The following is a 13,943-nucleotide window of genomic DNA, read 5'->3' as shown; positions in this document are numbered from 1 at the left end:
GTCGCTCAGACCACAGGGGCGGTGCCCCGCCAGGCCAGGCGCGCACGACGCAGCAGTCGCGCCTGTTCGGCCTCGGCGCGGGCGGCCAGGATGGCCCAGGCCTGCTGCGCGGCCGCCTGCTGCCGCTGGGCCAGGCGGGCGGCCTGCAGCGCATCGGCGTGCTGGCTTTCGGCCAGCGTGAGGGCCGACAGCAGCTGGCTCAAGGCGGTGCCGCTCTTGAGGCGGTTCAGCCTGGCTCGTGCGCCATCCAGGCGGTCCAGCGCGTCCCACAGCGTGTCGGGCACATCGGCCAGCCAGGCCTGCAGCAGCCCGTGGTCGGCGTGCTCGGTGAGGGCCTTGTGGGCGTCCTTGCGGGCCTTGAGCGCGTCGTCGCGGGCCTTCAGCGGCGCCGTGAGATCGGCGGCATGCAAGGCCGCCAGGGTGGCATCCGGCTTGGCGGCGCGGGCGGCGGCCCACGCCTGTTCGTAAGCCGCCTGCTTGGCGCGCAGGGTGTCTTCGGCGTCGTCGACGTCCTTGAGCAAGGCGAGCATGGCCTCGGCCCGGGCCAGCCGCGGCGCATTGCCTTCGAAGCGCAGCCGATCGGCCTGGGCGGCCGTCAACGGCCCCAATGGGGTTGGCAAGGCGGCGAGCGCGGCCAGCGCGGCGGTGTCATCGGCCACGTGGGCCGCCGCATCGGCATAGGCCTGCACGGCCGCCCACGCACGCGCATGGGCGCGCTGCGCTTGCGCCAGCGCCGGGTGTGCCGGGGCGTAGGTGGCCTGCTCGACCAACTCGGCCTGCGCATGGGCATCGCGTGCGGCCTCGGCGCGGTCACGCAGGCGCTGCAGCAGCAAGGGCTTGGTGGCATCGCTGGCCGGGAAGGCACCCTCCACCCGCTCGCGGGCTGTGGCTTCGTGGGCCGCCAGCGCCGCGGTGGCATCGGCCACGGCGTCTTGCCAGCGACCGGCCTGCAACTCGGCGACAAAGCCAGCGCGCGCGGCCGCTTCGGCCTGGGCCTGACGCCACGCGCGCGCCACCACCTCGGCTTCGGCCTCCAGCGCCTGCATGCGCTGGCTCAGGCCATCGGTTTCAACGGCCCACTCGGCCAACAGACCTTCCAGACGAAGCTGCTCGCTCTGGGCCTGCGCCTGCGACACGCGGGCGGCGTTGAGCGCGTTCAGCAACGGTTTGGCATCGGCCGGCATCGCGATGCGCGCCAGCGCAGCCCGCAGCGTGTCTTGCGCATTGGCGGCCGTCAGCGCCTGGTCCTGCACCGCGCGCAGGGCCTGCCTCGCCACTTGACCGTCCTGGCGTAAGGTGGCCAGTCGGGCGCGGGCTTCGGTCAGCGTCTGCTGGATGCGGTCGGCTTCGCTTTGCCAATAGCCAGTGAGCGTGCTCATGGGATCCTCCAGTCGTCCGTGGCGGACGGGTTCAGGGTGTGATGGGCAGGAAAGCCGGGGTGGGCCCGGCCCGCCTTGTCGTATTCGCGCTCGACGGCCGCGAGGAAATGGCGCTGGGCCATGGGCTGGCCTTCGGCCGCTGCCAGAAAGGCCGCGGCGAGGGCCGCGTTCTTGATCTGCGCGCCCGACAGCGGATACCAGTCGGCCAGTTCGGCCAGGTCGACATCGGCCGCCAGCGGCGCTTCGGCCGGCAGGTGCAGGCGCCACAAGGCGTGGCGCACCGAACCCTCTGGCTCGGGAAACTCGACGATGAACTCGAAGCGGCGCGAGAAGGCGGCGTCCAGCTGCGAGCGCAGGTTGGTGGTCAGCACGGCCACGCCTTCGTAGCGCTCCAGCCGTTGCAGCAGGTAAGCGGTTTCCAGGTTGGCATAGCGGTCCTGCGCGTCCTGGGTGTCGGTGCGCTTGCCGAACAGCGCGTCGGCCTCGTCGAACAGCAGCAGGGCGCGCGAACGTTCGGCCAGATCGAACACGGCGGCCAGGTTCTTCTCGGTCTCGCCTATCCATTTGCTGACCAGACTGGCCAGGTCGACCACCAGCAGGTCCACACCGAGTGCGCGCGCCATGACCTCGGCGGCCAGCGTCTTGCCGGTGCCCGGGGTGCCATGAAACAGCATGCGCACGCCACGGCGGTCGCCCCGACCCTGCGCAAAGCCCCAGTCGTCGAGCACGGTGAGTTGCTGGCTCACGCGGCGCACCGCGGCCTGCAGGCTGTGCACCGCCGGCTGCGGCAGCAGCAGGGCCGACCAGTCGGCATGCGGCTGCACGCGCGTCACGCCGGCACGCTGCCCGGCGGCCGCGCGCTGCCGCACGCCGTCGGCCACGTCGTCCAGCACCATCGCGCGCTGCAACAGGGCCTGGCGCAGCACCAGGTCGCGCAACACCTCGCGCGCCTCATCGGGCTCAATGGGGTAGCGAGCAGCCAGCACCGCCGCCTGCTCGCCCAATTGCGGCAGCAAGGTGCGCCACAGCTCCCGCCGCGCCACCGGTGTCAGCGGCTGCACGACCAGGCGCAAGCGCGGCAGATCCAGCGGGGGCACGGCGCCGGCATGGGCGGCGCTGCAGAGTTGCGGCAGCGCCACCGGGGCGCGCAGGGCCCACGCCTCGGGCGGCACCTCGGCGGCGCCACCAGCCGGCCATTCGTCGTGGGTGTCTTCCAGCCAGCAGGCCGCCTGGTACAGCCAGGCCTGGCCGAGGGCACGGGCCAGTTGGTCGGTCGACCAGGGGCCCGATGCCGTGGCACGCACGGCCGCCACGCCGGCCGCACCCAGCAAGGCCTGCACCCGGGTGCGGCGCATGGCCGCCGTGCCGCCGAGCACGACGATCTGACAGGGCTGGCCCCGCCGCAAGGCGTGCAAGGCCGCCGCAGTGTCGGGTTGGGCCAGCCACCCAGCCAAACCCGGCACGTCGGGCACCCCCGCATCCAGCGGCAGCTGGTGCGCGCCGGGCGCGCGGCCACACAGCGCGGCCCACACCGTGTCGTCCACGCGGAGGTCACGGCTGTGCCAGGGCAGTTCACTGCCACGCAGTGAGGTGGTCTCTGCTTGCCACAGGCCCAGTCGGGCAAGCGGGCCGTCTTCCACGACGTGGCGCACCGTCTGCCGCAGCATGTCGCGCCGGGCCCATTGCACCGCCTGCCGAGCGTGGTCAGCCCGGGCCGCATCACCCGCGTCCGGGGCCGTCTCCAGCGTGGCCTCCAGCCACGACAGGGCCATGGTCACGGTGGGCCAGGGGTGGCCCTCGGGGTGCCACAGGCGCATCAGCGCGGCGCAGCACTCATGGGCATGCGGCAGCACGGCCAGCAGCAGCACATCGCTTGCCCAGGTGGTGGCGGCACGTGCGGAGTCGGCATCAGCGGACATCGGCGTGGCCAGCGCGACCAGGCGGCTCAGGGGGTGATCGGCAGGCCATGCGGCGCCAGGCTCATCGGCGTCGGGTGACGGCACAGCGTGGGCCACGTGGGGGGCATGGGCTGCACGCTGCGCTTCGGCCCAGCGCTGCACAGCCTGCAGGCGCGCCAGGCGCTGCGCATGCGCTGCGGCGTCGCCAACCCGCGCGTCATCATCCGGCTCGCCCAGCGTGTCGCGCAGGTGCCGGACCAGCCGCCCGGCAGCGTGCGCCACGGCATGCTGCGTGTGGGTGGTCAGGGTGTGCAACCAGGTATCAGCCATAGCGGAACCTCACCACCGCCTGAGCCAACGGCACCCAGCCCGGATCCAGATCCAATGCCAGGCGGCGGATGCGGGTGTCGGTCTGATCTGCATCGAAGCCCACCTCAACCCATCCGGGCTCGACGCGCAGCCGCGCCGGCCGCTGGTTGAGCCAGTTCAGCGCGGCTTGCGCTTCAGCCCATTGGGCGCCATCGCGGTCTGCGCTCAAGCTGGACCACAACCAGTCGGCCCAGACCTGCACCTGCTGCTGCGCGGCGTGGCGCAAGGCTGTCGGGATGCCCCACTCGCCATCGCCACCGCGCTCACCATCGCCGGACGAGAAGCCGCCTGTCCACAGCGCCCAGACCGGGTCAGTGGGCGGGATGCCGAGCACCTCGGCCAGCGCGCGGCCAACGGCAGCATCGGGCCAGTACGCTGGCACGGTGGCGCGCAGGGCGGGCCACACGGCTGGCAGGCGGGCCAGCCAGAAGCAGGCGCCGGCCCATGAAGTGGGCCAACTGGTGCGTTCGTCGCGCGCAGGCAATTCGGGCAAGGCCGGGACGTCCTCCCGCGACGCGACGTCGGTCGGGGCTTGCACCGCCGCACCCGGCGCGGCATCGGCGTCACACGGGGCGTGCGACGGGTCGGTCGGATCCACTGACGCCCGCACCTGTGCAGACGCGCTGGCCTCAACGGCCCGGGGCGCCGTGCCGCTCGCTGGCGACCACGCCGAGAGGCGGGACGTGGGCGCGCCCCCGCAGGCCAGCGCATGCCAGGACGGCCACAGCACGGCGGCTTGTGCCGCATCGGCAAATGGCCATCGCGCGCTTGCCAGCCAGGCTGCCACCGCCTCGCCGCCATGGCGCTGCAAGCGGGCCGCGAGCACAGGCTGTCGCGCAACCCAGTGGCGCCATGCTGCGTGAAGCCCGCCCTCGGGCCAGACCAGTGGTGTCGGTTTCGCGTGGACTGACTGCAGATCGCTGCCAGGCGCACCCCTTGCCTTGCTCACCCCGGCCCAAGCCGCTGGCAGCGCCAAAATCAGGGCCGCCCACGAAGCCGATGGCAGCCGCCGCACCAGGGCGCTCCAGGCGCCAGTCTGCGCCTCGGCCTGCAGCAACGCCTGAAGCGCGGGCGTGACGACCTCGGGCTCGGCCACCAAGGCCTGCCAGCCCTGTTGCAGCGCTTCGGCCGACGACAGGGCCGGGCTGCGCAACAGGCCCATCCGGTGCCACGCCCACTGGCGCGTGGTGTCGCCTGCCGCGCTGCGATACAGCAGGTCGGCCAGCGCATCGGTACGCCGGCGGTAACGCACGACCGCATGGGCCACGGGCGCCTGAAGACAGGTGTGGACCGCCTGGCCCACGGCCTGCAGCCAATCGCGTCCCCATTGCAGCGTGGTCGCATCGGCCCGCACCCGGTTGTGAACCTGCAGTTGCGGGATCAGAATCCACTCGTCGTCATCGGGCACGGGGCCAGCCCAGGCCGCCTCACCCAGCATGGCCAGCTCCTCCGCCCAGTCGCGCGTGCGCGCGGCGACCGCTGGCGCATCGGCCGGATCGGCGCAGACAAAGCGCTGACGCAGCTGCGCGATCTGCACGGGTGCGGCGCTCATGCGATGGGCTCCCTGGGCAGCTCCGGCCGCCCGAGGATGAAGCCCTGGCCGAGTGCCGCCTCACCGGTGATCGCCGGCTGCATCCGCGCCGCATGGCCGACCACGGCCGACACACCCACATGGCTGCCCACACCCAGCCGCAAGCCGCCTTCGGCCGTGCACAACGTGAAGGCGGTGTGGGCGGGCTTGTGCAGTTCGATGAGCCGCTCGACACAGGCCCGCTGCGCCTCGGTCAGACGGGCCACGACCATGACGGTGAAGCGGTGCGCGAAATCGTCGAAGCGCACCGGCGTGGTGTCGGCCAGCGGCCGCTCGTTGGGCTCGCCAATCAGGCCGCCGACCCGAAAGCCCGCACCGAGCACGGCCTGCGAGGCACGGGCCTGTTCATGGCCCACCACCCCGCCGCCGCGCAGGCGATGGTGCTCGATCAACACGACCTCGGCGCCTTCGGTGAGGATGCTGACCATGCGACGCAGGCTGGCCACGGTGCCACGCGTGCGAAACAGCCGAGCAGCCTCGCCCACCATGCGCCGCTGCACGGTCTCGGACCAGCACGGGTCCATGGCCAGTCCGACGAATCGGCCCAGCCAGGGCAAGGCCTCGCCCGGTGTGGCACGCGGGTTCAGCAGGCGGTGACGCTCGGCACCGCTGCGATCCCAGTCGTCGAGCACTCGCGCCAGCGGCATCAGGTAGCGATGCAGGAAATCGCGGGCGGCCGGCTCGTGCCACAGCGTGCGCGGCAACTGCTGCAGCCAGCGATGGCCTGGATGGGCCACCTGCACCGCCCGCACACGCGGACTCTTGTGGCGCGTGCCGTGCAGCGCCAGCACCACCCACAGGTAGCGCCCCGGCGGCGCCATCACCGGCACCTCAAACCACTGCAGGCCGGCTTCGGGTGCGTCCGGCCCGGACATCGCCGGGGCATGCGCGTCGCGGAACACCCGGTGGCCGCCCTCGGGCTGTCGTGCCCAGTCCTGCGCCGAGATCAGCGGCGTGCGTTCGGGCTCCGGTACGGCGGTGAAGTCGGCCAGGGCGCCCACCGGTGGGGTATGAGGCAGCGAATCAAGGTCGTCGAGCTCGTCGCGCGTGACCGTCCACACGCGCAGCTCGGTCCCGGGCGGCACGCAGGCCATCACGCGCACGGCCCCCCAGCTGCGCTGGTCATGGCCGCTGTCGAGCGCGAAGCCGAACACGCGGCCTTGCGTGCGGTAGCGGCTGCGCGCCGGCGAGGTGTGGCGCAGCCCGGCCGATGTCCAGTAAGCGATGCGGCCATCGGGGGCCAAGGTGATGCCCGTGCCGTCATAGCCCGGTGCCGACAGGCCGGCGCCCTGCACCGTGGGCTGCGCGCCCAGCCAGCGCAGTTGCACGAAGTCCTGCCCCGGCTGCATGGCCAGGGTCAGCGGCGTGCCCAGCCGGGCGTCGTCCTCACCGCTGACCAGATCGAGTGCATCGGCCACCGTGATGGCCGAGCCGTTGTGCAAGGCCTGCACACGCGACAGCGCCGCGCCCGGTTCGATGAGCACCCAGGCCAGCCAGCCTCCCGCGCTGCCGCCGGCCACGGCGCCCGCATCACGCGCCTGCACGGCACGGCTCACCGTCAGGCGTGCGGCACCGGCTCGCCGGGGCCACGGCATGGGCTCGGGTGCATCGCAGGGCGACACGCGCCAGACCTGCCCGTCGTCGGTCAGCACGAACACGGCGTCGCCACACACCGCCACATCCAGCGGCACCGCGGTGAAAGGGATGCGGCGCGCGACCTCGCGCTGCCAGGTGTCGATCACCCAGACCACCCGCTCGACCGGGTCGGTCGCGTAAAGCAGGTCGCGGCTGTCCACGCCCACGGCCACCGCATGCCGGGGCAGCGTGTCATCCGACCCAGCCCCACCATCCGGCACAGGCGCCCCCTCGGTGCGCGCCGCCGTCACGTTCAGCGGGTGCACCGTGGCGTCATGCACGCCCAGCGCGGTGGTCTGGCCCCAGATCACATAGGCCAGCGCCGACGTCCCCTCGGAGGCGGGGTCCGCCGGCGTATCCAGCGGCATGGCGCGGAACAGCCGGCAGCGCGCATCGAAGGCCATGCCGGTGAAGCGACGCGCCGACTCGACCGGCCAGTCGGGCGCAGGCGCGTGGGGATCGGGCGCGAGGACCAGGTCGTCACCCAGCAACGCCACGCCGTCGAAGGCGCAGCGCCGCCAATGCGGCAGGCCTCGCATCCAGAGGGTGGCGGCATCGGGGGTCAGGCGCATGGTCGGGCCTCGCTCAGCACACCGTGGGCAGCACCGGCACAGGCACCGGCGCCTCCTGCAGGGGCGGGGCCACGCCGAGTCCCGGCGCGGGCAGCGGCGTGGCCGCATCGACCACGGTGATGGCGGCCAGCTCGGGCACCACCCAGTCGGCCAGCGTGGCGCGCGCCACCACGGTCCAGCGGGGGGCGGCAGCCGCTGCACCGCCGTCAGTGTGCAGCTCGGGGTGCGGCTCAAGGCGCTCCTCGCGCGCCAGCTGCAGCGCCTCGACATAGGCGACACCTTCGGCCTGCATGGCCACGGCCTCGAGCTCGCGGGCGATCACGGGGCGGCCCAGTGGCCAGCCTCGGCCGTCCGGGCCAAATGGGGGCAAGGGCGACAGGTACTGCCGCAGCAGCTGGCTGACCCAGTCGCGCACCGCATCGAGCCCGTAACCGGGCTGCACCGCCACCGACAACGACACGGCGAGGCGCTGGTAGGTCGGCGGGATCACATAGAGCTCGGTCGTGACCAGACGCCAGTCGTCCAGCCACTGACAGACTTCGGACAGCTCACGGCTGTCGGGCCGCGGCGCCTCGGGGTGATCCGGGTCGCGCACGGGCCAGACCACCACGCTGACGCAGCCAGGCTGACGTTGCTGCGACGGGGCATGGAACAGCGGCAGGCATTCGGCGCGGGCCAGGCTGACGGTGGGTGTCTCCAGCGCCAGGCTGGCGAAGTCATCGGCCGTGACGGCGCGGCGGTTGCGACGCAGCTCGCTGGGAATGCGCCGCAACGCGGCCTCGATGGACTCGGCATCCACGCCGCCTGCAGCCGGAAACGGATTGGCCAGTTTGACAGGCAGGCCGGCCGGTCGACGCAGCGGCAGTGGCGGCACCGGCGAGCTGAGCAACTCGCCCCAGCGTTGGAGCGCCTCGGCGGGCACATTGCCCGCCGCACCGCCGCCCCAACGATAGCGCCCCACACGCACGCGCTCGCCGATCTGCGGCGCATTCAGGCCGAAGCGCACCGTGCCAGCCTCGCGGTCGAGCACGAAGTGCGCGTCGTCGGGCCCGCTGGCATCCAGATCCTCGACCTGGATCCAGTCCTGCCACACGCCTTGCGACTCCACCTGCAGCGGCAGCGGCTGAACGGGGTCGTGCAGCACAGGCCGGTGCGCCAGCTGGAACACCGCGTCGGGCTGGCCGTCTCCCGTGCCCAGCAACTCCGGCGCCGCATGGACCACCTGCTCGCAGGGCAGCACGTTCAAGCCCACCCAGCGAAGCGGCCCCAGCCGACGGCCATCGCCAGGCCACACCCGCAGCCAGCACCAGATGCGGTCGGCGCGCTCGTCATCGAGCGCTGGCGGAAAATGCCCGGTGCCCGCCAGGCCGGGCGGCGCCACCGGCACGCCCCAGTCAGCGAGCGCGGCGCCCGCCGGCAGCTCCAGGCGCACCGTGCCGGCGCGGCTCAGGCCCTGGGTGTCGTCACCCGACACGCGCACGGCTGCGAAGCGCGGCTGTCCGTCTGCGCCCAGTGTGCGCAGCGACGCCTGCCACCACAGCGTGGGCGCCCCCCCTGTTGCGCAGGCCGCGACCTCGTCGAGCAGCGGCCGGATGGCTTCGGGCATCACCCCGAGGCTGAGCGACACCGGGCGTCCCGCCCCGGCGTTCAAGGCCGTGGCCGGGTCGAAGCCCGGCGGCGCCTCCGGCTTGAGCAAGGCGATCCACAGACAGTTGTCCACCGTCTGCCCCAGGTCGACCGGCTCGGAGCGGCCATCGGCCTCCAGCCGATGCAAGGTGTAGGGCGCCACGGCGGCGAGGCCCGGCTGCTGGCGCGACAGCGCGTCGATGCTGGCCTGCAGGGTGTCGTGCACCTCGGGGTCGAGCGCTTTCATGAAGCCTTGCAGGGCCTGCGCCGTGGGCTGTGCGATCTGGCGCACCCGGGCCACGGCCACGCAGTCCAGCGGCCACACCGTGGCATCCTGGGTGACGGTGAACACCGTGGCGCCTGCCTGAATCTGATCGCCCGCATACACGCTCACGCCGACCTCGGCTTCGCTGACGGCGCGCACCAGCGCGGTGGCGGGGCGCGCCGGCCGCAAGGGCAGATCCAGCAGACGCAAGAACGCCAGCTGCGTCGCCTCGGGCACCTGGTTGAGGCGGAACTGCAGGCCCTCGCCCATGTAGGCAAACAGCTGCAGCAACGTGATGGCCGGATCGCTGTCGAGGTGATCCGTCCACTGCGGGTTGTAGACCGGGATGCGGGCACGCAGCTCGGCAAAGAGCGATTCGAAATCGCGGTCGTCGAGCACCGGGGTGATCAGGGGCATCAGCGCTGCTCCAGGTAGAAGGGGTAGACCAGCACGTCCTGGCGGCCATCCAGCACATGGGCGTAATGCAGGTCGATGTGCACCAGCGCCGGGTCGTCGGTCGACAGCACCTGCACCTCCAGGACGCGGATGCGCGGCTCCCAGCGGGTCAGCGCCTGCGTCACGACGCGCTCGATGCCGGCGCGTGTGCCCGGGTTGTTGGGCTGCATCAGGAAGCGGCGCAAGCCGCAGCCGAAATCGGCTCGCATGACCCGTTCACCCGGCTCGGTGTCGAGGATGGTGAAGATGGCCTGGCGAACCTTCTCGGGCCCGGCCACACGGGCCAGCCGCCCCTGCGCATCGGGCGCCAGCGGCTGGCCCCAGCCCTGGCCAAGACGGCGATCGCGTTCGGACAGCGCGGCGGAGGCCAGCGGGCCGGACGGGGTGACAAAAGGACTGCTCATGCGGACGCTCCAGACGGCGCGGAAACCCCAGACGCCACGGGCCATACCGGCGTGACAGCCGGCTCCACGACCAGCCGTTCACCCACCGGCGGCAAGGCGGCAGCGCCCGCCGGCGAAGAGACCGGCTGCGGCACGGCCGGCAACGCGGCGTGGTCCTGGAAGGATTGATCGATGCTGCCCAGGGTCTGGTTGTCACGCCCTTCCAGTGACGGCGTGGTGTTCAGGCCGGCCGACTGGCGGATGCGCACCTCCATCTGGCCGATCCCGCCGTTGCCGGTCAGGTGGGCGGCCAGGTCGGTCGCGCGCACCAGGGTGTCGACCCCGTTGACCGCCACCGTGAAATCCGCGTCGAGGTCCACCCCCGGTGGCGTGGCCGCCAGGGCCGCATCCAGCGTGAGGTTGGCCTGCACCGACGGCGGGATGCAGAAGCGGAAGACCAGCAGGAACCACAGCTGGAACACGAACACCACGATGGGCAGGAACAGGTTGAGCACGAACAGCGCCACCAGCGTGATCAGCGGGATGGAGAAGCTGCAGATGGCCTCGCCGCCCAATGTGCCGCCGGCCAGTCCGCTGCCGTCGGTGTTGGGCGACAGATGCTGCGGCTGCACCATGCGCACCGGCGACAGCCGGCCCTTGGGCCGCATGGCCGCCTGGGCCGCCAGCTCGCGCAGATCGGGCAGCTTGATGGTGATGGGGCGGTTGGCCGAGCCCAGCACGTCGAACGGCGCGGCCACGCGATAGGCCTCGGTGGGTCGGCTCCAGGTGACCGGTCCGTGGCAGTCAGGCTGCTTGCCCACGCGCGCCGCGCACGGGCTGTGGCGGCGCACGAAGCAACGCACCTCGTACGTGGCCTGATCATGAAAACGCGCCTGCCCCTGCAGGTCGTGCTGCAGGCTGGCGGTGGGCACCACACCGTAGTACATCGTGCGCCCGGCCGCATCGTGCGCGGGCTCGCGCGGGTCGGCCACCAGCGCAAACATCGGGTAGACCTGCTCGCTGGCCAGCCCCTGCGCAGCCAGCGCCGCCACGCGGGCTGGTGCCCAGGGATCGCCATCGCCGCCGAGGTCGCCGCCATCGGTGGCTGCTGCGTCGCCGGCCCCGCCCGCCGTGTCGTCCAGCACGCGCCACTGGCCGAAAGTGGGGCTCGGGCGGCCGTTGACCCGTTGCGGGAACCAGCCCTCGATCTGCACCCGCACGCCTTCACGCTGCTGCACCGCCTGCAGCGTCGCACGGGCGGCATCCACCCGCTCGGTGGCCTGGGTCACCAACGCGGCCCAGTTGGTCACGCCGGCGGCCTGGGCCAGCGCGGCCTGACGCCGCTGCACGTTGCGCGCAAGGTCAGAGCCGGCTGCGGCGTCCTCGCCCGCGCGGGCCAGTTGCTGCAGCGCGTGCCAGTCGGCCTCGGCGGCACGCACGGCCTGCAGCGCCTGGTCGATGGCGGCCACATCGGCGCCGGCTGGCTGGACGCTCGTGCGTCGGCGCACCACAAAGCCGGCCTGGCAGACCTGCTGCCGCGTGACGGACGGCAGGCCTGGCGCATCGCAGTGCAGCTCGCAGCTCACCACGTAGTGCCGATCGTGTGTGGGCTGATACAGCTTGCGCAGGCCCGTGGGGGCCAGCCTGGCCTTGAAGGCCTGGCCACTGGCTTGCTCAGCCGCGCTCGCGGGTTGCCCCTGCCGGTTGAGCAGCAGCCAGCGGCCCAGCGGGCTGAAGCGGTTCATCGGCACCAGATCATGCTGATGCACCACGTCGTGCACCGGGTCGAACTGCAAGGATGCCTGGGGTCGCGCCAGAAAGGACTGGATGAAGTCGTCGCCCGCGAACTTCTGCAGCGCGGGCGCACTCAACCGCCCGGCGCGCGGCAAGCCCGGTGCCGACCAGCGGTACCACGGCCCGGTGAGCAGCCAGCCGTCGCTCAAGCCGTTGCTCAAGCCATCGCTCAGCATGTGCGCCTCACCATATGTTGCCCGCCCCGGGTGTGTAGCTTGGCGAAATCACACCCGCCTGCGCGATCAGCGTCTGGCACTGCACCACACCATCGGCCACGACCACCGGCGCGTGCAGGTTCACCGCGGAGGCGTTGACCTCGACGGTGCTGTTGGCCGTGATGCTGACCTGGCCGGCAATGTTGATCACGATGGTGCAACCATTGCTGTGCGTGAGCGAGACCTCCTGTGCGGCGTCGTCCATCACCAGCCGGTGGCCACTGGCCATGGACACCGTGACCTTGGCTGCGCCCCGCGTGTCATCGAACTGCAGCACACTGCCCGAGCGGGTCTTGAGCGTGCGCAGGTTGTTGGCGGCCTCGGGCGATTCGGGCTGGGTTGTGCGGCCGTTCCAGCAGGCGCCCACGATGTAAGGGCGCGAGGGGTCGCCGGCCTCGAAGCCCACCACCACCTGCGAATCGACCTCGGGCAGGATGTGCAAGCCCTGGTCGTCGTCGGCATAGGGCGACAGCAGTGTGGCCCAGGCTCGCACGGCCTCGCCCGCCTGCCCCAGAAAGGGAAAGCGCAGCTGCACCCGCCCCTTGCGGTCCGGGTCGACAATGTCGGTCACCACGGCGGGGTACAGCCCGTACCAGTGCGGGCCATGGCCGTCCGGCGGCAGTCGCGGGTCGAGCCCCTGTGCGGTCATGCTCATGCGCCCTGCCCCACCCAGGCCCGCTCGGCCTCGAAATGCGTGCGGTAACCGTGGACCAGGTCGAAGCGGTGCGCCACCTGCGTGGCCACGTAGCCATCGCCTTCGAACAGCGGCGAAACGCGCTGCAGGCACAGCCGGCTGCCCACCTGCAAGCCGGCATCGCCCTCGGCCACACCACTGGCACGCACGAAACGCCGCGCGCGCGTCAGCAGCTGGGCCCGGGCCCAGGCCCGCGCCTCGTCGCCCTTGAGCGGCACCTCCCGCGTGCGCAGGCTGTGGCGCTCGCCGAACGCCTGCTGCAGCACAGCCGGCCCATGGGTGCCCCCCTGCGCCTCGGCGCGCACCGCGCTGTCGTTGGCCGCCTCGTCCAGCGCCTCCGCCTGGGCGTCATCCCAGCCCGCAACATGCACGCTGCTGCGCTGGTGGGCCAGATCGGCCCGCAGCTGCACATGCACGAGGTTGTGGCCCTGGATCAAGGTGACCAGCGGCTGTTGACGCTGCTCACGTGCGGCCATGTGCAATGTGCGGCCGTCCAGCCACAGCTCGGCGCCCAGCCGGCGGGCGCGCTCGCGCAGAAAGGCCAGGTCGCTCTGGTTCCACTGCTGCAGGCAGGCATGGCGCGGGCCGTCGATCTCGGCCTGGGCCTGCAGGCCGTGGCGTGCGGCGATCTGCTGCACCAGCTCGGCATCGGTGAGCTGCAGCCAGGTCTGGCAACGGTGTGTCATGCGCAGGTCCATCAGGCGGTCTTCGGCGCGCACGGTGACCTCGGGCGCCCGGCCCTGGCTCATGTCCAGCTCGATGGCGCTGATGCGGCCCGCGAACACCGTGGCCCGGCCGGCCTCGGCGCCCATGGTCACCTCCAGCTCCCGCCCGAAATCCAGCACCTCACCGTCCAGCCACAGCAAGGGCTCATGCGCCTGGCCTTCAGCCGGGCCCACGGCCGTCAGCGTCATCTCCAGGCGGGCCAGGCCATCCAGGTCGTGGCGGGCCTCCAGCCGCACGAGGTCGCGCGTCAGGTGCGGGCGCAGCTGGCCGGCCACCGACAACGCGGGGCGGGTTTCGGCCTGGAGGGGCAGACGTTGCAGGGTCATGCCGACATCCCATG

At 72.3% G+C, this 13,943-nt stretch carries 9 protein-coding genes; all 9 read right to left on the bottom strand.

From position 1 onward, the window contains the following. Positions 1-5 precede the first annotated feature (5 nt). Genes GTZ97_RS00760 through GTZ97_RS00720 form a run of 9 tightly spaced genes read right to left on the bottom strand, consistent with a single transcriptional unit; the run spans position 6 to position 13,929 of the window. Complete coding sequence (locus GTZ97_RS00760) at positions 6-1,379, bottom strand: coiled-coil domain-containing protein (protein WP_161648591.1); 1,374 nt, start codon at positions 1,377-1,379, stop codon at positions 6-8. Next, positions 1,376-3,607, bottom strand: a complete 2,232-nt coding sequence (locus GTZ97_RS00755) for an ATP-binding protein (RefSeq protein WP_236650933.1) — start codon at positions 3,605-3,607, stop codon at positions 1,376-1,378. The genes GTZ97_RS00760 and GTZ97_RS00755 overlap by 4 nt, the downstream gene beginning before the upstream one ends. Beyond that, entirely contained in the window at positions 3,600-5,198 is a 1,599-nt protein-coding gene (locus GTZ97_RS00750; RefSeq protein ID WP_161648590.1) for a hypothetical protein, read from the bottom strand. The genes GTZ97_RS00755 and GTZ97_RS00750 overlap by 8 nt, the downstream gene beginning before the upstream one ends. Further along, positions 5,195-7,444 (bottom strand): phage tail protein, encoded by a 2,250-nt coding sequence (locus GTZ97_RS00745; protein ID WP_161648589.1) that lies wholly within the window; start codon positions 7,442-7,444, stop codon positions 5,195-5,197. The genes GTZ97_RS00750 and GTZ97_RS00745 overlap by 4 nt, the downstream gene beginning before the upstream one ends. A 13-nt stretch (positions 7,445-7,457) precedes the next feature. After that, a complete protein-coding gene (locus GTZ97_RS00740) occupies positions 7,458-9,752 on the bottom strand; it encodes a putative baseplate assembly protein (protein WP_161648588.1) in 2,295 nt (764 codons plus the stop codon). Further along, positions 9,752-10,195 carry a GPW/gp25 family protein gene (locus tag GTZ97_RS00735; RefSeq protein ID WP_161648587.1) on the bottom strand — a complete coding sequence of 148 codons (444 nt, stop codon included), beginning with the start codon at positions 10,193-10,195 and terminating at the stop codon, positions 9,752-9,754. The genes GTZ97_RS00740 and GTZ97_RS00735 overlap by 1 nt, the downstream gene beginning before the upstream one ends. Further along, complete coding sequence (locus GTZ97_RS00730; RefSeq protein WP_161648586.1) at positions 10,192-12,144, bottom strand: hypothetical protein; 1,953 nt, start codon at positions 12,142-12,144, stop codon at positions 10,192-10,194. Before GTZ97_RS00730 ends, GTZ97_RS00735 begins: the two co-directional genes overlap by 4 nt. A gap of 7 nt (positions 12,145-12,151) precedes the next feature. Further along, on the bottom strand, positions 12,152-12,838 hold the full coding sequence (locus tag GTZ97_RS00725; RefSeq protein ID WP_201748108.1) for a phage baseplate assembly protein V: 687 nt from the start codon (positions 12,836-12,838) through the stop codon (positions 12,152-12,154). Next, positions 12,835-13,929 carry a phage late control D family protein gene (locus GTZ97_RS00720; protein ID WP_161648585.1) on the bottom strand — a complete coding sequence of 365 codons (1,095 nt, stop codon included), beginning with the start codon at positions 13,927-13,929 and terminating at the stop codon, positions 12,835-12,837. The genes GTZ97_RS00725 and GTZ97_RS00720 overlap by 4 nt, the downstream gene beginning before the upstream one ends. Between the last annotated feature and the right edge of the window lie 14 nt (positions 13,930-13,943).

The organism is Aquabacterium fontiphilum (assembly GCF_009909205.1).
Taxonomy (GTDB): Bacteria; Pseudomonadota; Gammaproteobacteria; order Burkholderiales; family Burkholderiaceae_C; genus Aquabacterium; species Aquabacterium fontiphilum.
This window is presented reverse-complemented; position numbering and strand designations above follow the sequence as displayed.